This window comes from Rhodococcus sp. 06-470-2 (assembly GCF_002258235.1).
Classification (GTDB): Bacteria; Actinomycetota; Actinomycetes; order Mycobacteriales; family Mycobacteriaceae; genus Rhodococcoides.
The window spans coordinates 23,848-42,534 of sequence record NZ_NOYB01000003.1; the positions used below are offsets into that span (position 1 = coordinate 23,848).

Sequence of the window (18,687 nt, forward strand, 5' to 3'; positions counted from 1 at the left end):
GAAGTCAGTTTCAAGTTCAACCCTGGTTGCATGAACGCGCTGGTCAGGGAACGTGTCTCACGCCCGTGGGCGCGCCGGATCGGTGATCCATCCCGACCACGACCCCGGGTACAACGCCGCATCGATACCCGCCAACTCGAGCGCGAGAATTTGATGTGCCGCAGTCACCCCCGATCCGCAGTAGACGGCGACGTCCTTCCCCTCGGGTACGAGTCCACCGAATGTGCCATCGAGTACCTCGGGAGGCAGGAAACGCCCATCCGCATCGACGTTCTCGGTCGTCGGACGATTGACCGCACCGGGGATGTGACCGGCGACGGGATCCACTGGCTCCACTTCTCCACGAAACCGTTCGGGTGCGCGGGCGTCGAGCAGGATGTTGTTCTGCGCGAAGTCGAGCACGTCGTCGACATCGAGAACGCGCGCGAGCGATGGTCGGGCGGTGAACGATCCGGCCGCCACGATCGACGGCTCGGTCCCGATCGGAAATCCGGCTGCGACCCACTGGGCGAGGCCACCGTCGAGGACCCGAACGTCGCGGTGCCCGAAGTAGCGCAGCAGCCACCACGCGCGCGCCGCGGCCGTTGCTGGGCCTGCGTCGTAGACCACCACGGAGGAGTCGTCGTCGATCCCGGCACCGCGCATCGCTGCGACGAACGTCTCGGCGTCGGGCAACGGGTGGCGTCCGCGACTGTCCGGCGGAGCCGCCAGCTCCGCGTCGAGGTCCACGAATTGCGCGTTGGGGATGTGGCCGGCTTCGTATCCGGCTCGGTCGCTGCCGGTGAGGAGCGTGAATCGGACGTCGAGTAGGACCGGGCCGCGCCCCATCTCGAAGAGGTCGTGCAGTTCGGCGGCAGAGATCAGCGGCGAAGGGCTCATAAGGCTTCGACGCTAACAGCCTCGCGTCGGGAATAGCTCGGTGTCGATGCAGGTTGCCCGCAGGCGTGACCGAAACTGCATCCACAACACAGCATCTGTCCACCGCCGGGCTTTTCGAGCCGTTCGAGGTCAAATCGCTGAAGCTGCGCAACCGCTTCGCCATGGCCCCGATGACGCGCGCTTTTTCCCCAGACGGCGTCCCCGGTCCCGATGTGGCCGAGTACTACCGCAAACGCGCTGCCGGTGGCACGAGCCTCATCATCACCGAGGGCACCTACATTCCCGATCCCGCCGCCGGCCCGCACACCCGCGTCCCGCGGATCTACGGTGACGCCAGCCTCGAGGGCTGGAAGGGCGTCGTCGACGCCGTGCACGCCGAGGGCAGCGCCATCATCCCGCAGCTGTGGCACCTCGGCGTCGAGCGCGGCACCGAACCCCGCCTGTTCCCGGACGTCACTACCGTCAGCCCGTCGGGGATTGCACTCGACGGTTCTTCGGTGGGTCGAGCATTCACCGACACCGACCTCGAGGAACTCACCTCGCAGTGGGTACAGGCCGCGGTCAACGCGAAGAACACCGGTTTCGACGGCCTGGAGCTGCACGGCGCGCACGGGTATCTGCTCGACGAATTCCTTTGGGCCACAACCAACGTACGCGACGACGAGTTCGGCGGTTCCCTCGAAGCTCGGACGCGCTTCCCGGCGCAGGTCGTCGCCGCGATCCGCGCCGCGGTGGGCGAGGACTTCGCCATCGTGTACCGATTCTCGCAGTGGAAGAGCAATCACTTCGACGCCAGGATCGCGCAGAACCCCGAGGAACTCGGACGAGTCCTGACTCCCCTGGTCGACGCCGGAGTGGACATCCTGCACGCCTCGACCCGTCGCCACTGGGATCCGGCATTCCCGGAGCTGGACGGCAACGACGGAAAGCTGGGCTTGGCCGGGTGGACCCGCAAGCTCACCGGCGTACCGACGATCACTGTCGGTTCGGTCGGCCTCGACTCGGTGTTCACCTCGGCATGGTCGGAGGACGCCGCATCCGGTGTCACCGGACTCGACGCGCTGGTCGGTCAGTTCCAGGACAACGAATTCGATCTGGTGGCCGTCGGACGTGCGCTGCTGTCCGACCCCGAGTGGGTGAACAAGGTCGGAGACGGCCGCGTAGACGAGCGCATCGAATTCACCCGCGACCACATTCAGCACCTGATCTGACCCAGCGGGTACTGGTATCCACGGCAGCATCGCCTAGAACGGCGGTGCTGCCGTGTCGTCTGTCTCGGGCTGTTGGTTGTCTGGCGGGTCGGGGTAGGCGATGATTTCGGAGTTTCTCGGTTGGGTGGGGATGTGTGGTCTGAGGTCGTTGCCGAGGATGGGGACGGCGGTGCTGTTGGCGGGCAGGGTGATTCGGGTGGTCTTCGATGTCGATGTCCACAGGATCGCTCCGCCGGGGAGCATGACGGCCTTCCAGTAGCCGGCGGTTTTGACGCAGTGGTGGTACTCGCACAGGCACTGCAGATTGCCCACGGTGGTCCAGCCGCCGCCGAGGGGGTTGCTGTGGTCGAACGGGTTCACGTGGTCGAGTTGGCAGCGGGCGGCGGGGCGGTGGCAGCCGGGGAAGCGGCAGTGTTTGTCGCGAAGGCGGACGGCGGCGGTGGTGAGGGCATCGGGTCGGTAGTTCAGGGCCCGGTCGGTCAGGGGGTCGCGGGGTACCGAGTTGCCGAGGGTGGGGTCTGCGGCGATAGCGGCTTCGAGTGCGGCAGCAAGGGAGGCGTTGCCGAGATAGAGGCCGGCGGGTGTGCGGGTTACCGATGTGTGGATCGTGCGGTTGTTGGGCCGGATTGCGAAGGGCAGGTCGAGGGCAGAGCTGTGCCGTGTGCCCCTGCCGACGGGAGTGTGGGTACAGAACAGCGCTGCGGCGGAGGTCAGCGATTGCGTCCGCCGTTGCCTGTCCGCGCTTGCCCCGATCTCGGTCTCGGTCTCGGAAGGAGCTGGATCGGCCGCTGAACGGGCAGGGGTGTCCCCCGCGGGATCCTCCGTCTGATGATTCTCCGTCTGGTCGTGCATCGAAGTCGGTGATGTCGCCGTCCCCGGTTCCGGCGGGAGAATTGTTCCTCGCGTGGGGCTTGTTGTCGGTGGTGGTACTGGTGTCGGTGGTGGTACTGGTGTCGGCGGGACCGTCCCGGGTCGCTCTGGAGCGGCCCCTGTTTCGGTTCGGTCGGGTGCAGTGCCGGACTCCGGTGAGAGCATGGGCCCAGGCGCTTGCGCGGGGATCGGTGCTGCATCGGTGTCGACATCGACGGAAGTGCCTGTGGACGTGCAAGTCTCGGGTTCCGACTCGATCTCGGTCTGGGGCTCCGGGTTGCTGTCGGTGCGGCTGTGGGTCTCGGTAGCGCGTGTTCCCGACGCAGCGTTCGTCCCTGAGTCGGCGTCCGTGTCCGTGTCCGCTGTCGCTGCCGACCCTGGGTCCTGTTCCTGAGCTCGGGTTTTCGGTGTTCGTTCCCATTCCCCGGTCTCCGGGTTCTGCACAGCCAGTCCGAGTTTTTCAGCGAGGGTAACTGCGTCGGTGAGCAGGATCTGCCACTGACTGTTGCGCGCCAACTCCCGAGCGAGGTCAGGATCGATGGAACCGTGCCCGGCCAGATACGCCGGGTTCGCGAGCAGCCCGATCAGGGTGGCTATATCGACGGTGACCATCGTCAACGGCACCCGCCGATCGGGCAACGCCGCATCCGCCTTGGGGCAGTCCTCCCGTCGGCACAGGCACGCCAAGCGGGGTTCGCCGTGCATGCGGGCCATGAACGCATCGCACAGTCGTTCCTTCTTACCGCGCGGGTCTTTCGGGCACAAGGTGTCGGCCATCTCCTCGAGCAACTGCCACGCAGCGGCAGCTTCCGGGGCGGTCAACTCCGCCCGGATCCGGGCGAGTTCCCCGGCCGGGGTGTAGGTGACGGTGCGGAACCTCTTCGCGAATTCGCGTAGTGCTGCTGCTTCTTCCGGGGCGACCCGGAACAGGATGTCCCAGATCTCCTTCTCGAGTGGACCCGGTGACAACCGATGGGCTGCTTCGACGACCTCGGCTTCGACGGAGGTGACGATGTCGTCGGAGAGGTTGTCGAGGATCCGGCACACCGTGCGCACCCGCGGAAGGTCGATCTCCCCGGTCTCGAATGCTCTACGCAGCAGTGGGAGTCGGGTGTGCAGGGCGACGCCGACCGAGATATACGATTCGGCGACCGTCGCCGAGCACCCCAACGCGACGGCCATTTCGGTGCGCCCGTAGCGGCTGTAATGCTTGTGCTCGGTGTCGTGGGTGATCCAGCTCCGATGGACCTCGTAACAGGCGGTGATCTTGCGGGCCGCCTGCCGATTCTCCGCACGCGCAGCAGCAGTCAACGCCTCCAACGACACGATCGGTACAGCACCCATCTTCCACCCCCCGGTGAGCCGAAACAAGAACGCCTGTTCGAACAAGAAGAACAGTAACCCGGGCCACCGACAAGATTGCTGGAGCCGAACAGCAGGCGACTGACCTGCCATTGTTCGCCGCGTCGTTCTACACTCCACCCCATGAGCGAGCCTGATTTCACGGCGTCCGAGATGGCCGAGTTGCGAGCTCGGGCACACGAGGGCGATCACGACGCCCTCGACCAGTTGGTCGAACTCGCAGGTTCTCGAAACGACCTCGACGAACTCCGCTCTCTCGCCGATGCGGGCAGCAGCGATGCCGTCGACATCCTCGTCGAGCTCGCCGGTGAACGCGGCGACCGCGAGGAGTTGCGGAGGTTGGCCACCGCAGGCAGTCAGGACGCCGCGGACATTCTCGAAGAGATGGACAGTTAGCCGGGGCCGGGACGCTCCCCCAATTGCACGGTGAGTCGATGGGCGGCGTCGAGCAGCAGCTTGCCCAGCTCACGTCGCCGATCATCACGGAATCGCGTCTCGACACCCGTCAGGCTCAGCGCCCACGCAGGACCTCCGGCACGGTCGAACACGGCAGCACCGAGACCCCAGCTACCTTCCACCAGCAATCCAGGGTTCACGGCGAACCCCGTTGTCCTGGTGAGTCCCACGCGATGTCGAATCGCGTTGTCCGAGTGCGTCTCTCCCCACTCGGGAACCAAGTCGACTCCACCCAGGTACTCGTCCACCTCCCGATCGGGAAGGTGAGCGAGAATGGCCAGACCTGCGGACGCCACCCCGAGCGGAAGCCGAATGCCCTCGTACAACACGTGCGAACGCAACGGAAAGCTCCCCTCCACTCGAAGCAGGCACACGGTCTCCGCTCCGCGCCGGACCGACAGGAACGCACTCTCTCCGCTCTCGGCAGCCAACGCCTGCACTATCTTTCGAGCCTGGTCGGTGATGTCGTAGCGCAATGCCGCCATCGACCCGAGCAGGTAGATCTCCGGGCCCAGTGACCAGTGGCCGGTGGCGGCGTCGCGGTCGATGAACCCTTGGTCGGCCAGAGACGCCAAGAGGCGATGTGCAGTCGGTCGCGCAATACCGGTCGCCCGAGCGAGCGCGGTGGTCGAGGCACCCGACGGCTCCTCGCTTCCCGCCGCGCGCAGCAACGAACAGATCTTGCCGATCACACTTGCGTTGGCTTCCGCTGAGGTCACCCGCCCATACTACGTCCACTCAGTGGACGCCGAGCCCGCATCCGTTCACCGAACGAGCAAAAACCTGCATTCGCCGGATCCATATACACAGCTCAGGTTCACTGGGTGCAACGTTTGCTCAACGAACACATCAGGAGCTGCAAGTGACTGGAAAGACCTACGCGTCCGCCGCCGAGGCGGTCGCGGACATCGGCCGAGGAGCGACCATCGCGGTCGGTGGCTTCGGATTGTGCGGCATCCCCGATGCCCTCATCGAGGCCATCGCGAACACCGACGCCACCGAGCTCGAAGTGTTCTCCAACAACTGCGGCGTCGACGGCTACGGGCTCGGAATCCTGCTGGCAGCCGGACGCATTCGCCGTGTCACCGCGTCGTATGTCGGTGAGAACAAGGAGTTCGCCCGCCAGTACCTCGCCGGCGAACTGGAGGTCGAGCTCACCCCGCAGGGCACGCTCGCCGAGCGACTTCGCGCCGGCGGCAACGGTGTTCCCGCGTTCTTCACTCCGGCCGGAGTGGGCAGCCCCATCGCCGACGGCGGAATGCCGTGGCGCTACGCCGCCGACGGATCCGTCTCGATCGCGTCGCCGCCCAAGGAAACTCGGGTGTTCGGCGACAAGCGCTACGTTCTCGAGGAGTCCATCAATGCCGACTTCGCACTGGTGCACGCCGAGATCGGTGACACCGCAGGCAATCTCGTGTTCGACAAGACGGCGATGAACTTCAACCCCCTCGCCGCGATGGCAGGCAAGATCACCATCGCGCAGGTCGAGAATCTCGTCGAGCCGGGCGAGATCGATCCGGCCCACGTACATCTTCCCGGAGTGTTCGTCCAACGTGTCGTGCACACCGGGCCACAGGACAGGCGCATCGAAAAGCGCACCGTCAGTTCAGGAGTTCGAGCATGAATACAGGGTGGACACGCGACCAGATGGCCGAACGCGCCGCAGCGGAAATGGTCGACGGGGAGTACGTCAATCTCGGCATCGGACTGCCGACGTTGATCCCGGGGTACCTCACCGACGCGGTCAAGGTCACCCTGCACTCGGAGAACGGCATCCTCGGCACCGGGCCGTACCCCACCGAGGACGAGGTCGACGCCAATCTCATCAACGCGGGCAAGGAGACGGTCACCGTCAATCCCGGTGCCGCGTACTTCGATTCGTCGTTGAGCTTCGGCATGATTCGCGGTGGCCACATCGACACCGCCGTGTTGGGCGGCATGCAGGTCTCACGCACCGGCGACCTCGCCAACTGGATGGTGCCCGGCAAGATGGTCAAGGGCATGGGCGGTGCGATGGACCTCGTGCACGGTGCCCGGCGCGTCATCGTCGTCATGGAACACACCGACCGCGACGGGAACCCGAAGATCCTCGACGCCTGCACTCTGCCGTTGACCGGACAGGGCGTCGTGAATCGCATCATCACCAACCTCGCCGTCATCGACGTCGTCGGCGACGGTACCCTCGCACTGGCCGAGCTCGCACCCGGTGTCACTTCCGAAGAGGTCACCGCCGCAACGGGATCCGCACTCACGATCCCGTGACACAGATGTCGTGATACCACTGTGGGCTCGAACGTATCGACAACGTTCGAGCCCACAGTTCGAGGTATCTAGTCCGGAATCATGTCGAAGGTGTCCGGGTTAGGGCCGTTACGACCCTGTTCACCCTTGTCCAGGGCCGTGATGGCGTCGACGTCGGTGGAGCTGAGCTCGAAGTCGAAGATCTCGAAGTTGGCCTTGACACGCTCCGGCGTCACCGACTTCGGGAAGATGATGTTGCCCCGCTGAATGTGCCAGCGCAGCACCACCTGAGCGACGGATTTGCCTGTTGCGTCGGCGATTCGCTTCAGTTCGGGGTCGTCGAGAACGTTTCCCTGAGCGATCGGCGACCACGCCTCGGTGGGGATGGCGTGCTCACGGCCGTAGGCCCACACGTCGTTGTTGACGAAGTACGGGTGCACCTCGATCTGGTTCACCGCGGGGACCGTCTCGGTCTCCTCGGCCAACCGGTCGAGGTGGGCGGGCTGGAAGTTGGATACGCCGATGTTGTGGGCGCGCCCGTCGGCGACGAACTCCTCCAACGTCTTCCAGGTGGAGACGAAGTCGCCGTCGTAGCGAGTCGGGAGCGGCCAGTGGATCAGAAAGAGGTCCACGTAGTCGGTTCCGAGGTCGCTGAGGGTCTTGTCGAATGCCGTTCGCGCGTCGTCGGGCTTGTGGAAGCCGTTGTTGAGCTTGCTGGTGACGAAGACCGACTCGCGGTCGAGGCCGGAATTGCGAATACCTTCGCCGACCTGCTTCTCGTTGCCGTACATCTCGGCCGTGTCGATATGGCGGTAGCCGATTTCTAGTGCCGTTTCGACAGCCTTCGCCGTCTCGTCGGGATCGATCTGGAACACGCCGAAACCGAGCTGCGGGATCTGCTTGCCGTTTCTGAGCGTGACGTTGGGTACCTGAGTCATGACGCTCGGGTGCCCGCCCTCTCGGTGCTTCAAACCGGATGAAATGATGCGGTCGTGATAGTGCAGCGCATCCGGCGCGTCGTCGACCGTGTCTCCGAAAGCCTCGGCCGATCCTCCTCAGCCTTGATCTCTCCGGAGCGGCACTTCGACCCCGCTCATCCGTGGTTCCTCACTGCCACCGAACGCGGCAACGACGACACTCGAATCACGGCTTGGACGGAGGGCAACCGCGTCCAGAATCTCGTGCACGGCAAGACGTACTTCGCGGCGTTGGCGAAGGCGCTAGAGAAGACCGAGCGCGACGATCTGGTGCTCTTCACCGACTGGCGCGGCGACCCGGAGCAGATGCTCACCGACGACGGCGTGACCGTCGAGGATGCACTCGCCGACGTCGCGCACCGCGGTGGTGTCGTCAAAGGCATGGTGTGGCGCTCGCACATCGAGACGCTCGGTTTCACCGGACCGAAGAATCGCAAGCTCGCCCTTCGCCTCGAGGAGGCCGGTGGCGAGGTGATCCTCGACCAGCGCGTGCTGGTGACCGGAAGCCACCACCAGAAGTTCGTGGTCGTGCGGTACGGCAGGAAAGATCTGCCCGACATCGCGTTCGTCGGCGGAATCGATCTGGCCCGTGCCCGACGCGACGACGCCGATCATTTCGGTGATCCGATCTCACGCCCCTTCCCGCCCGAGTACGGGGAGATCCCGGCCTGGCACGACGTGCAGGTGCAGCTCGAGGGCCCGGCGGTGCGGGACGTCGAGGACGTCTTTCGCGAGCGGTGGGAGGATCCCGCAGCCCTGTCCCGACTGCCCTGGCACGCGATACCCGACATGATCCGAGGCGTGACGCGTGAGCCGTCGGAACTGCCGCCTGCGGCACCGGCTCCGGAACCTCGGGGCACGTGCTCGGTGCAGCTGTTGCGCACCTACCCCAGGCGGCGTCCCGCCTACCCGTTCGCGACCAAGGGCGAGCGCAGTGCAGCCCGGGCGTACGCCAAGGCACTCGACCGCGCCACCGAATTGATCTACATCGAGGATCAGTACCTGTGGTCGGTCGATGTCGCCCGCGTGTTCGCGGTTGCGTTGCGTCGCAAGCCGAACCTGAAGCTGGTGGTGGTGGTTCCCAAGCACCTCGACGACGACAGCGCACTCACCATTCCCTCTGCGCTGCTGGGGCACTCGGCCGCGCTCGAGGTCATCCGCGCTGCCGGCGGTGATCGCGTACTGGTTCTCGACATCGAGAACGACCGCGGAATACCTGTGTACGTGCACTCGAAGGTCTGCATCATCGACGACGTGTGGACCGCGGTGGGCTCGGACAACTTCAATCGTCGTTCGTGGACCCATGATTCGGAGCTGACGGCGGCCATCGTCGACGAAGAACGCGACACCCGCGAGCCCCTCGACCCCGCAGGCCTGGGCGACGGTGCCCGTACCCATGCCCGCAACCTGCGCCTGGAGCTCATTCGCGAACACCTCGGCCGGGCCGATGGTGACGACGCCGACCTGGTGGATCCACAGCAGTTCTTCGATGCGATCTCGGCCTGTGCGACGGCACTCGACGAATGGCACCGCAACCCGTCCTCGGGCCCGCGCCCGACCGGCAGGCTGCGCCGACACGAGATCTCCGTGCCGCCCGTCTGGCAGCAGCGACTCGCTGCGTTCGCGTACCGGCTGTTCGTCGACCCCGACGGCCGCCCGATCGGAATGCGCCTGCGCCGCCGCTTCTGACGTGCTTGCCGTTTCGGACCTGACATATCGGGCATTCGCCCTCGATGCCTCCCTCCCCTCGCGAACTCAGTGCTCTCGTCTTCGCCCCATCCCCACTCTTGACGGTGACCCTCGACCGAGCCCCCAACGGCAACACCGAACTGCACGTGCACGCAGGCGGCCAAGGCCATTGGATCGCCCGGATGGCCACGGTGCTCGGCCTCGACGTGACACTGACGGGAGTGTTCGGCGGCGAGATCGGGGGCATTCTTCGCGACATCGTCGAGCGGGAGGGCATCACCGTCGTCTCCGTCGACATCGGCCAGGAGAGCGGCTCGTACGTTCACGATCGCCGCAGCGGTGAGCGCGAGATCCTGGCCACCGTCGACCCGCCGCCGCTGGCCCGGCACGCCCTCGACGACCTGTTCAGCGCCGCCCTCGCAGCCGGTGCCCGCAGCGACGTCGCCATTCTCGGCGGACCGCACGAAGACGACATCGTTCCGCCCGAGGTGTACGAGCGGCTGTGCGCAGACCTCACCGCCCTGGGCAAGACGGTGGTGGCCGACCTCTCGGGACCGACCATGATCGCCGCGCTCGCCGGCGGCCTGACGGTGCTCAAGGTCAGCCACGAGGACCTCATCGCCGACGGCCGGGCCGAGTCCGAGGACCCGGCGCACCTGATCGACTCGATGCGGCAGATGCACGACGACGGCGCGGAGATCGTCGTGATCTCGCGGGCCGGAGATCCAGCTCTGGCGCTGGTCGACGGCGACGTGCTCGAGATCGTCACGCCGGGGCTGCGCATGGTCGATCACCACGGAGCTGGCGATTCGATGAGTGCAGGCATCGCCGCGGGGCTGGCTCAGGGACTGTCGGTCCCCGAGGCGTTGCGACTCGGCGGTGGAGCGGGCACGGCCAACGTCACGCGCCGTGGCCTTGGTAGCGGGCGACGCGACCTGGTTCTCGGCCTCACCGAAGCGGTGGAGGTTCGTCCGTACGAGAAGGCAGGCAAGAAATGAGAGCCCTGATCACCAACGACGACGGCGTATCCAGTGAGGGCATCGCCCTGCTCGCACGCGTGGCAGTGGAAGCCGGTCTCGACGTCGTCGTCGCCGCGCCGCACGAGGAGCGCAGCGGGGCCAGCGCGTCCTTGACGGGCATGGGCGTCGACGATCACCTCGGTATCGGATCCGTCGCCATTGCCGGTCTTCCCGACGTCCCGGCATACGCGGTGCAGGCGTCACCCGCTCTCATCGCGTTCGTGGCCACCCGCGGGGCGTTCGGCGACCCCCCGGATCTGGTGCTCTCCGGAATCAATCACGGACCGAACACCGGTGCCGCCGTACTGCATTCGGGCACGGTCGGAGCCGCGTTGACGGCACTGACGCATCGGGTCCCGGCAATGGCGCTGTCGTCGATCGCCACGGAGCCTACCCATTGGGCGACGGCCGAGCACGTGGCCCGCATCGCGGTGACGTGGATGATGTCCCACGGCCCGTCCGATGCCGTCGTCAACGTCAACGTCCCGGACGTTCCGCTCGCGGAGTTGGCGGGAATCGTGCCCGCATCTCTGGCCCGCTACGGCGCGGTCCAGGCCGAAATAGGCGATCGCGGGGAGGATTTCGTCACCGTTCGTTTCGACGAGATCCGAGCCGAGGACGACGATTCCGACGCGTCGCTGTTGGCCCGCAACTGGGCGACGTTGACGGCGATCCGTCCGCCCAGCGAGGTGGAGGGAATCGACCTGTCTGCGATGCGCAGCTGACCTGTTTCGTTCGAGCTCACCGAGATGTGTCGGTGAGCTCGTGCACACTGGGAACCATCACCGCACATGCCACGGACCTAGGGGGTCACCGCGTATGACGTTCCATTCTGTAGTTCCACCGTTTCTGCTCGAGCGGCTGCAGGGGCCGGGTGCTCGCGCCACTCTGCTCGCCGATCGTGAGATGCGCGCAGGCCGCGAGGTGGTGCAGGCTCGCACCGCCATCGCCCCGCGCACCGGCGGCACGCTCGAGCGCACGATCTCCGACGCGCAGTCCACTCGTGATCTACCCGGCCGGCAGGTACGTGCCGAGGGCGAGGATCCCACGGGCGATGCCGCGACCGACGAGGCGTACGACGGCCTCGGTGCCACATACGCGTTCTTCGACGAGGTCTACGGCTACTCGAGTCTCGACGGAAGCGGCCTGCCCCTCGACGCGACCGTGCACTACGGCCAGGACTACGACAACGCGTTCTGGGACGGCTCGCGCATGGTGTTCGGCGACGGTGACGGTGAGGTGTTCGCTCGATTCACCGTCTCGCTCGGCGTCATCGCACACGAACTCGCGCACGGGTTCACGCAGTACACCACCCCGCTCGAGTACAAGGACCAAGCCGGCGCGCTGAACGAGTCGATCTCCGATGTGTTCGGCGCATTGGTCGAGCAGTACACGGCCGGGCAGAACGCCGAGGACGCCTCGTGGCTGATCGGCGAAGGCCTGTTCCTGCCTGCAGTGCAAGGTAAGGCGTTGCGCTCGCTGCTCGAGCCCGGAACCGCCTACGACGACGACGTGCTCGGCAAGGATCCGCAGCCGGCCAGCATGGACGATTTCGTCGTCACCACCGAGGACGACGGTGGCGTGCACATCAATTCGGGTATCCCGAACCGTGCGTTCGCCGTTGCGGCCACCACGCTCGGCGGTCCGGCCTGGGACCGCATCGGGCAGGTGTGGTTCGACACGATGACCGTCGGCGGACTGTCCCCGACAGTCGATTTCGCCGGGTTCTCGGCCGCGACCCTCGCCGCAGCAACCAAGCGATTCGGAGCCGGTTCCGACGTTGCCGAGGCCGTGGCCACGGGTTGGTCTACCGTGGGGGTGAAGACAACAGGGCTCGAGTCCCTACCGAAGCCGAGCGACGATCGGGTGTGATCGAGAGCAGATGAGCCTGCGCATCGAGGTACTGCGAACCGGTGGTGTCGCCGGGATGTCCAAGCGCGGCGTCGTCGAGACCGACGAGCCGGAATGGCAGTCGTTGGTCGAGGCCGCGCAGCCGTACATCGCCGATCAGCAGGCCGCCGATCCGGCCGAGTCCAACGCCCGCGACACCTTCGTGTGGAGTGTGTCGGTGGGTGAGCACTCGTGCCGGGTGGGCGATTCCAGCCTGACCGGCCCGCTACGCGACCTCGCGGAGCGCACACTCCGCGAGGGTCGCGTCCGGTAGCGCGAGAACCTCGTTCAGGCCTTCCACTCCGCACTGCGTTCGTCGGTCGCCTGACCCAGCGCCTCGACGAGAGCGTCGATTCCGAAGTCCTTGCCGTACGACGGCGTTCCCGGCTGCTGACGCCACGACCGGGCGAGGGTTCCGCCGTCGACGGGGTCGAATCCGAGCTCGTCGATGACCGAGAAGACCAGCTTCTTCGAATCGTCGTCGTCGCCTGCGATCGGTAGTGCGATTCGACCTCCGGTCCCAGCGGGCACACCCTTCTCGAGCAGGTGCTTGTACCAGATTCCGTTGAACGCCTTGATGACCGGCTCGCCGAGTTGCTGAGAGACCCACACGCTTTCGGGCGTCCCACCCTCGATGTCCTCGATCAACCCGTCCCGCTGCTGCGGGTAGTAGTTGTTGGTCTCGATGATCGGGGCCCCGGGCTTGCGGGCGGAAGCAATTCCCGGAGCGAGATCGGGAACGTTCTTCTGCGGAATGCTCAGCAGCACCAGGTCTGCGTCCTGCGCGGCCTCCGCGGCCCAGACGGCCGTCGCTCCGGTCTCCGCTGCCAGGTCCGCCAGCGTTTCCGGGTCACGTGAATTCGAGAATCTGATCTCGTGACCGAGCGCCGCCCAACGCCGAACGAGGGTGCCGCCGATCAGTCCACTTCCGATGATTCCAATTTTCATATCGAGAACCAACACACTCGACCCGAAACAATTCCCGTCAGGATCCGATCGAGACCTTCGCGCGCGGACGGCCGAACTTCATGGCCTTGTCCACCACCTTGCCGTAGCGCAGTACCGGAAGGTCGCGGAAGTAGTTCATGCGCAGCTTCCACGGGGTCTCGCTGCCCTGCCTGGGGAAGTTGTCCACCGCCCGCAGAACGTAGCCCGCGGCGAAGTCGAGGAACGGTTCTTCGTCGATGGACGGGTCGCGCTCGAGTTCGACGGTGCTGTATCCCTTCTCGTCCATGTGCGCGAGCAGTCGCATCACGTAGTTCGAGACCATGTCGGCTTTGAGCGTCCACGAGGCGTTGGTGTATCCGACGACGAAGGCGAAGTTGGGGATACCGGTGAGCATCATGCCCTTGTAGGCCATGGTGCTGGGCAGGTCGACGTCCTTGCCGTCGACGCGGAACGTCGCGCCGCCCAATGCAGACAGATTCAATCCCGTTGCGGTGACGACGATATCGGCATCGAGGTGCTGGCCGGACTTCAGCTTCAGTCCGGTCTCGGTGAACGTGTCGATGTGGTCGGTGACGATCGAGACCTCGTCTTTGCGAATCGAGCGAAACAGATCGTTGTCGGGCACCAGGCACAGCCGCTGATCCCACGGGTTGTAGGACGGGGTGAAGTGGGTGTCGAGGTCGTATCCCTTCGGCAGCCACCCTTCCTGCATCGTCCGGATCCGCTTCTTCATGAACTCCGGGTACTTCTGGCTCAGGGTGTAGATCAGCATCGCCATGGATACGTTCTTGAGCCGAGTGGCGCTGTACGCCAATTTCTTCGGCAGGCGCTTGCGAAGGGTCAGCGCAATCGGATCCTGCGACGGAAGCGAGAGGACGTAGCTGGGCGAGCGCTGCAGCAACGTGACGTGCTCGGCATCGCGAGCCAGATTGGGGGCCAACGTGATTGCCGTGGCACCACTGCCGATCACGACGATCTTCTTGCCGGACCAGTCCAGATCCTCGGGCCAGTGCTGCGGGTGGATCACCTGGCCGCCGAACTTGTCCTGTCCGGCGAACTCGGGACTGAAGCCCTTGTCGTAGTCGTAGTAGCCGCTGCAGGAGAACACGAACGACGCGGTGACCGTGACCGTCTCGTTCGTATCGCTTCGATGCGCGGTCACCGTCCAGAACTGCTGCTCGGACGACCATTCGAGAGCGACGACCTTGTGATGGAACCGGATGTGCTTCTCGACGCCTGCTTCTCGCGCGGTCTCGACGATGTAGTTGCGGATGTCGGTGCCGTCGGCGATGGATTTCTCCCCCATCCACGGCTTGAAGCTGTATCCGAGGGTGTACATGTCGGAGTCGGAGCGAATTCCGGGGTAGCGGAACAGATCCCACGTTCCCCCGATAGCGCCGCGGCTCTCGAGAATTGCGTAGGTCTTGCCGGGCAGATCGTGCCCGAGGTGGCGCGCGGCACCGATCCCGGACAGGCCGGCACCGATGATGAGGACGTCGACCTCGGGAGTGGGCAGTACGGCAGTCATGTCAACGATTCCTTCGATGTCTTTCGATCAGCTGGTCTTGTTGCGAGCGCTCTCGGACCTGCCGAGGCGGGCCACTTCCTCGTCCATCTTCGGCAGGATCGTCGGCACGTGTTCGAGCATGCTGCGATCGCCGACCCGCGAGGTGATGACGGCTTTGAACCACGACGCTGCTCCCACCCACCGCGGCACGTAGACGCGACGCTTGCGCTTGGCCAGGCCGTCGACGAAGGCGTCGACGCACTGGTCGACGGTCATCGTCTTGCCCAGCGGGCCCGGGAGCACCGCGAGCAGATCCTGGAATGCGGTGAGGTCGGACTTGGCGTCCTGCACCATCGGCGTATCGATCCAGGCCATGTGTGCCGAGCCGACGTCGACGCCTCGGTAGTTGACCTCGAGCCGGAGCGCATTCGCAAAGTGTTCTGCTGCAGCCTTACTGGCGTTGTACGCGGCCAGGCCGGGGCACGGGGTGAACGCCGCGAGCGAGGAGACGACGAGGATGTAGCCGTTGCGTTCGATGAGCGACGGCAGCGCAGCGCGGACGGTGTTGAACACGCCCATCACGTTGATGTCCATGACACGTTGGAACGTGGCGGGATCGACCTGCATGATCGATCCGTAGCTGGCGATTCCGGCGTTCGCGAGCACCAGGTCGATGCCGCCGTACGCCTCGATTCCGCCGTCGACGGCCCGCTGCATGTCGTCGAGGTTCCGGACGTCGGCGACGAACGCGGTTGCCTTCAACTGGGCCGCGACCTCACGGAGCGGGGCTTCGTCGACATCGACGAGGATCAGCTGGGCACCTCGGCCGGCGAGCGCCCGCGCGGTCGCGGCACCGATCCCCCGTGCCGCCCCGGTGATCAGAACGACCTTGTTCCGTAGCGTCGACGCCGCCATGTGCTCCCCCTCGATCGGAATGCTTGTCTGCGAACACTTTGCATCTGATACCGAGCGGTGTCAAGATCTGTCTGTGACCATCCCTCACAGTGAAGTCGGCCGCACCTACCGAGGTGCCGATCCTCGGCAGCGGCAGCAGGAGCGTCGGATTCGCCTGCTCGACGCAGCCGTCGAAGTCTTCGGCACCACCGGCTACCGGACCGCAACCGTGGAGAAGGTGTGCAGCGAGGCGGGCCTGACCAAGCGCTACTTCTACGAGTCCTTCACCAACAGCGAGGACCTGCTGATGGCGACCTACGCCCGCGCCACCGACGCCATGCGCGAGAACATCCTGGCCGGTGCCGCCGCCGAGGCCGACTCCACCGAGCAGGTGCTTCGAGCCGCTCTCACCGGCTTCTTCACCTTCGTCGCCGAGAATCCGAAATCTGCGCGCATCGCCTTCGTCGAGATTCTCGGGGTCTCGTCCACCGTCGATGCGCTCTACCGCAAGACCACGACCTCGTTCTCGGAGACCGTGCTCCAGGTGGCCGAGGCGGTCGGTTCCGGCCACGGGCTCGCCGGGCCGAACCGTCGAACACTGGCCATGGGCCTGGTGGGCGCGGTCCTCACCATCGCCCAACAATGGCTGCTCTCTCCCGAGCGCGAACCGTTGGATTCGGTGATCGCCAGCGCCCACACCATCCTGGCCGCAGTGGTCTTCGGCCGCGTCGACGGTTGAGCGTCAGGTCACGGCCTGCTCTGCAGCGGCTCCACCGGCTCCTCCGCCGTGGCTCGCTCGCCGGACTTGACGACGACCACGCCGAGCAGAACCAGTGCGCCACCGGCCAATTGGATCGGTGCCGGAGCCTGACCGAGCAGCAACCACGCGAACACAAGTGCGGCAACGACTTCCATCAATCCCATGAACGACGCCAACCGTGACCCGAGGCGTCGGCCCGCGGCGATCCCGAGGACGTAGGCCAGTGCGGCCGTCACGACGCCGAGGCCGATGATCGGGACCCACCACGGCACAACCGCATCGACGAAGGTGACATCGGTGAGCGGGGCGGCGAACGGGACGATACCGATCAGCCCTGCGACCAACAGGATGAGACCACCGGTGAGCAGGCCGGCCCCGGCGAGCACGATCGGCGGGAGTCCGTTGCTCTCGTCCGCCGACAGCACCCAGTAGACGGCCGCACCGGCCATCGAGCCCAGCGCCCACAGCACACCGACGGTGTCGACGTCGGCACCGGAGATCAGGTCGAGCACGAGCACCAGACCCATCGCGGCCAGCAGTGCGCCCACCACGGTCAGCCGACCCGGTCGCTGTTGGTGACGGAACCACATCCAGCCGATGACGGCCACAGGCGAGGTGAACTCGATCAGCAGCGCCACCCCCACCTCCATCCGTCCGACGGCGTTGAAGAACGCGAGCTGGCAGCCTGCCACCGCAAAAGCTCCGTAGGCGAGCAGCAGCTTCCAGTTCTTCGCCAGCAGGCTCCATCGCCCACGCAACGCGAGAATCGACGGAATCAGCAGGACGGCCGCCGCCAGCAGGATTCGCGCGGTCACCGCAGCCCCGGCCGTCCAGCCGGCGTCGAGCAGTCCCGTCGCGAGCGACCCGGAGAGGCCGAAGGACGCCGCCGAGAGCAGCGCGAAACCGAGTCCCGAGAGTCGACGCGACCGCGCCGCAGCGTCGTGGGTGGCCGCGAGATCTACCTGCGCGTCATGAGTGTAAGCCGTCATGACATGTGACAGTAGGGAGTGACTTGGTAAGGTGTCAACATGCTTTTTGCTCATGACGCGGAATTGTCGTTGCTGTCCGCCGTGGCCTTGGTCAATTCGGCCGAGGACCCGGACACGCTGACCACGCGGGAGCAGCTCGCCGAGTTCTTCACCGAACAGGGGTACTCCGGCCGGTTCGACGGCGACGACGCCGAGCTCGAGGCGGTGAGGGCGCTGCGGCCGACCCTGCGCGCACTGCTCACCAGCAGCCGCGACGACGCCGTGGTGGAGGTGAACCGTCTTCTCGCCGAGTCCTCGGCCCTGCCCAGGCTGGTTCGTCACGGAGATCTCGACTGGCACATCCATGCCGTCGCCGACGACAGTCCCCTCGTGACCCGCATCGTGGTCGAGACCGCGATGGCCATGATCGACGTCATCCGGGCAGACGAGCTCTCGCGCTTCGACGTCTGCGCCGATCCGGACTGCAACGGGCTGGTGCTCGACCTCTCACGCAACCGGTCGCGTCGGTTCTGCAGCACCACGTGCGGCAACCGCGCGGCCGTTGCCGCGTATCGAGCGCGCAAGGCCCAGTAGGACCGCGGGGCTTAGTCGATCGGCTTTCGGGTATTCCACGATCGAACTGATCGAAAGGAATTACTCCCATGGTCGAGAAAAGGCCTCCCGTATCAAGCATGTCCAGAGCTGTCGTCAACATGTTGGCCGTCGTACTGATCTTTGCCGGAATTGCCGCAATCGGCGGCCTGATCGCCGCATTGGCCGGCGGCTTCGAGGGTTGGGCCATCGTTGCGGGCATCGCGGTAATCGCGCTGTTCGCCGGCGGATATCTGGCCGTACGCGAGGGCGCTCGTCGTCGATCCAGCGAGTCCACGCAGGTCGTCTACGCGCCGGACCACACCGACGAACTGTTCGACGTCGACCCCAACACCGGCGAGCGGACCCCGCACCGCGACTAGCGTTTGGATGCGGGGCCGCTGCAGGTTCGAAACGGCTGTGGG

20 protein-coding genes are annotated in these 18,687 nt (G+C 65.8%); 12 read left to right on the forward strand and 8 right to left on the reverse strand.

Translation table 11 applies throughout. The features are described from left to right. Positions 1-57: 57 nt before the first annotated feature. Positions 58-879 (reverse strand): sulfurtransferase, encoded by an 822-nt coding sequence (locus CH276_RS01140; RefSeq protein ID WP_094628664.1) that lies wholly within the window; start codon positions 877-879, stop codon positions 58-60. 65 nt (positions 880-944) lie between these two features. Here CH276_RS01140 and CH276_RS01145 point away from each other — a divergent pair, with 65 nt between their 5' ends. Further along, positions 945-2,090 carry an NADH:flavin oxidoreductase gene (locus CH276_RS01145; RefSeq protein WP_176459061.1) on the forward strand — a complete coding sequence of 382 codons (1,146 nt, stop codon included), beginning with the start codon at positions 945-947 and terminating at the stop codon, positions 2,088-2,090. 33 nt (positions 2,091-2,123) lie between these two features. Here the strand turns inward: CH276_RS01145 and CH276_RS01150 are convergent, their stop codons facing one another. Continuing rightward, complete coding sequence (locus CH276_RS01150) at positions 2,124-4,304, reverse strand: HNH endonuclease signature motif containing protein (protein WP_176459062.1); 2,181 nt, start codon at positions 4,302-4,304, stop codon at positions 2,124-2,126. Positions 4,305-4,445: 141 nt separating this feature from the next. On the opposite strand from CH276_RS01150, the gene CH276_RS01155 reads away from it, so the two are divergent. Next, complete coding sequence (locus tag CH276_RS01155; protein WP_176459063.1) at positions 4,446-4,718, forward strand: hypothetical protein; 273 nt, start codon at positions 4,446-4,448, stop codon at positions 4,716-4,718. Here the strand turns inward: CH276_RS01155 and CH276_RS01160 are convergent. Continuing rightward, positions 4,715-5,497 (reverse strand): IclR family transcriptional regulator, encoded by a 783-nt coding sequence (locus CH276_RS01160; protein WP_176459064.1) that lies wholly within the window; start codon positions 5,495-5,497, stop codon positions 4,715-4,717. The genes CH276_RS01155 and CH276_RS01160 overlap by 4 nt on opposite strands. Positions 5,498-5,640: 143 nt before the next feature. Between CH276_RS01160 and CH276_RS01165 the strand changes: the two genes are divergently transcribed. Continuing rightward, on the forward strand, positions 5,641-6,402 hold the full coding sequence (locus tag CH276_RS01165; protein WP_045198502.1) for a CoA transferase subunit A: 762 nt from the start codon (positions 5,641-5,643) through the stop codon (positions 6,400-6,402). After that, a complete protein-coding gene (locus CH276_RS01170) occupies positions 6,399-7,040 on the forward strand; it encodes a 3-oxoacid CoA-transferase subunit B (RefSeq protein WP_094628668.1) in 642 nt (213 codons plus the stop codon). The genes CH276_RS01165 and CH276_RS01170 overlap by 4 nt, the downstream gene beginning before the upstream one ends. A gap of 68 nt (positions 7,041-7,108) precedes the next feature. Here CH276_RS01170 and CH276_RS01175 read toward each other — a convergent pair whose 3' ends face one another. Beyond that, positions 7,109-7,957, reverse strand: coding sequence for an aldo/keto reductase (locus tag CH276_RS01175; protein WP_094628670.1), 849 nt, complete (start codon positions 7,955-7,957; stop codon positions 7,109-7,111). Positions 7,958-8,011: 54 nt separating this feature from the next. On the opposite strand from CH276_RS01175, the gene CH276_RS01180 reads away from it, so the two are divergent. The 5 genes from CH276_RS01180 (at position 8,012) to CH276_RS01200 (ending at position 12,868) form a co-directional block, all read left to right on the forward strand. Continuing rightward, positions 8,012-9,685 carry a phospholipase D family protein gene (locus tag CH276_RS01180; RefSeq protein WP_032395214.1) on the forward strand — a complete coding sequence of 558 codons (1,674 nt, stop codon included), beginning with the start codon at positions 8,012-8,014 and terminating at the stop codon, positions 9,683-9,685. A gap of 104 nt (positions 9,686-9,789) precedes the next feature. Continuing rightward, complete coding sequence (locus tag CH276_RS01185) at positions 9,790-10,683, forward strand: 1-phosphofructokinase family hexose kinase (RefSeq protein ID WP_254923841.1); 894 nt, start codon at positions 9,790-9,792, stop codon at positions 10,681-10,683. Beyond that, on the forward strand, positions 10,680-11,429 hold the full coding sequence (gene surE, locus CH276_RS01190; RefSeq protein WP_094628672.1) for a 5'/3'-nucleotidase SurE: 750 nt from the start codon (positions 10,680-10,682) through the stop codon (positions 11,427-11,429). The genes CH276_RS01185 and surE overlap by 4 nt, the downstream gene beginning before the upstream one ends. Positions 11,430-11,523: 94 nt before the next feature. Further along, a complete protein-coding gene (locus tag CH276_RS01195; RefSeq protein WP_032395217.1) occupies positions 11,524-12,576 on the forward strand; it encodes a M4 family metallopeptidase in 1,053 nt (350 codons plus the stop codon). A 10-nt stretch (positions 12,577-12,586) separates the two neighbouring features. After that, on the forward strand, positions 12,587-12,868 hold the full coding sequence (locus CH276_RS01200) for a protealysin inhibitor emfourin (RefSeq protein WP_052049464.1): 282 nt from the start codon (positions 12,587-12,589) through the stop codon (positions 12,866-12,868). 14 nt (positions 12,869-12,882) lie between these two features. Here the strand turns inward: CH276_RS01200 and CH276_RS01205 are convergent, their stop codons facing one another. The 3 genes from CH276_RS01205 to CH276_RS01215 are packed head-to-tail and all read right to left on the reverse strand — an operon-like array spanning position 12,883 to position 15,964. After that, the gene (locus CH276_RS01205) at positions 12,883-13,542 is read right to left on the reverse strand and encodes an NADPH-dependent F420 reductase (protein WP_094628745.1); all 660 of its coding nucleotides are present in this window, start codon (positions 13,540-13,542) and stop codon (positions 12,883-12,885) included. A gap of 37 nt (positions 13,543-13,579) precedes the next feature. Next, positions 13,580-15,070, reverse strand: a complete 1,491-nt coding sequence (locus tag CH276_RS01210) for a flavin-containing monooxygenase (RefSeq protein WP_094628674.1) — start codon at positions 15,068-15,070, stop codon at positions 13,580-13,582. Between the two features lie 27 nt (positions 15,071-15,097). After that, positions 15,098-15,964: an SDR family oxidoreductase gene (locus CH276_RS01215; RefSeq protein WP_045198492.1), complete on the reverse strand. Its 867-nt coding sequence runs from the start codon at positions 15,962-15,964 to the stop codon at positions 15,098-15,100. A 73-nt stretch (positions 15,965-16,037) separates the two neighbouring features. On the opposite strand from CH276_RS01215, the gene CH276_RS01220 reads away from it, so the two are divergent. Next, a complete protein-coding gene (locus CH276_RS01220) occupies positions 16,038-16,682 on the forward strand; it encodes a TetR/AcrR family transcriptional regulator (protein WP_032395220.1) in 645 nt (214 codons plus the stop codon). Positions 16,683-16,690: 8 nt separating this feature from the next. Here CH276_RS01220 and CH276_RS01225 read toward each other — a convergent pair whose 3' ends face one another. Beyond that, positions 16,691-17,692, reverse strand: a complete 1,002-nt coding sequence (locus CH276_RS01225; protein ID WP_045198491.1) for an EamA family transporter — start codon at positions 17,690-17,692, stop codon at positions 16,691-16,693. Between the two features lie 39 nt (positions 17,693-17,731). Here CH276_RS01225 and CH276_RS01230 point away from each other — a divergent pair, with 39 nt between their 5' ends. Further along, positions 17,732-18,265 carry a CGNR zinc finger domain-containing protein gene (locus CH276_RS01230; RefSeq protein ID WP_032395222.1) on the forward strand — a complete coding sequence of 178 codons (534 nt, stop codon included), beginning with the start codon at positions 17,732-17,734 and terminating at the stop codon, positions 18,263-18,265. Between the two features lie 98 nt (positions 18,266-18,363). Then, positions 18,364-18,645, forward strand: a complete 282-nt coding sequence (locus CH276_RS01235; protein WP_094628676.1) for a hypothetical protein — start codon at positions 18,364-18,366, stop codon at positions 18,643-18,645. Positions 18,646-18,687: the final 42 nt, after the last annotated feature.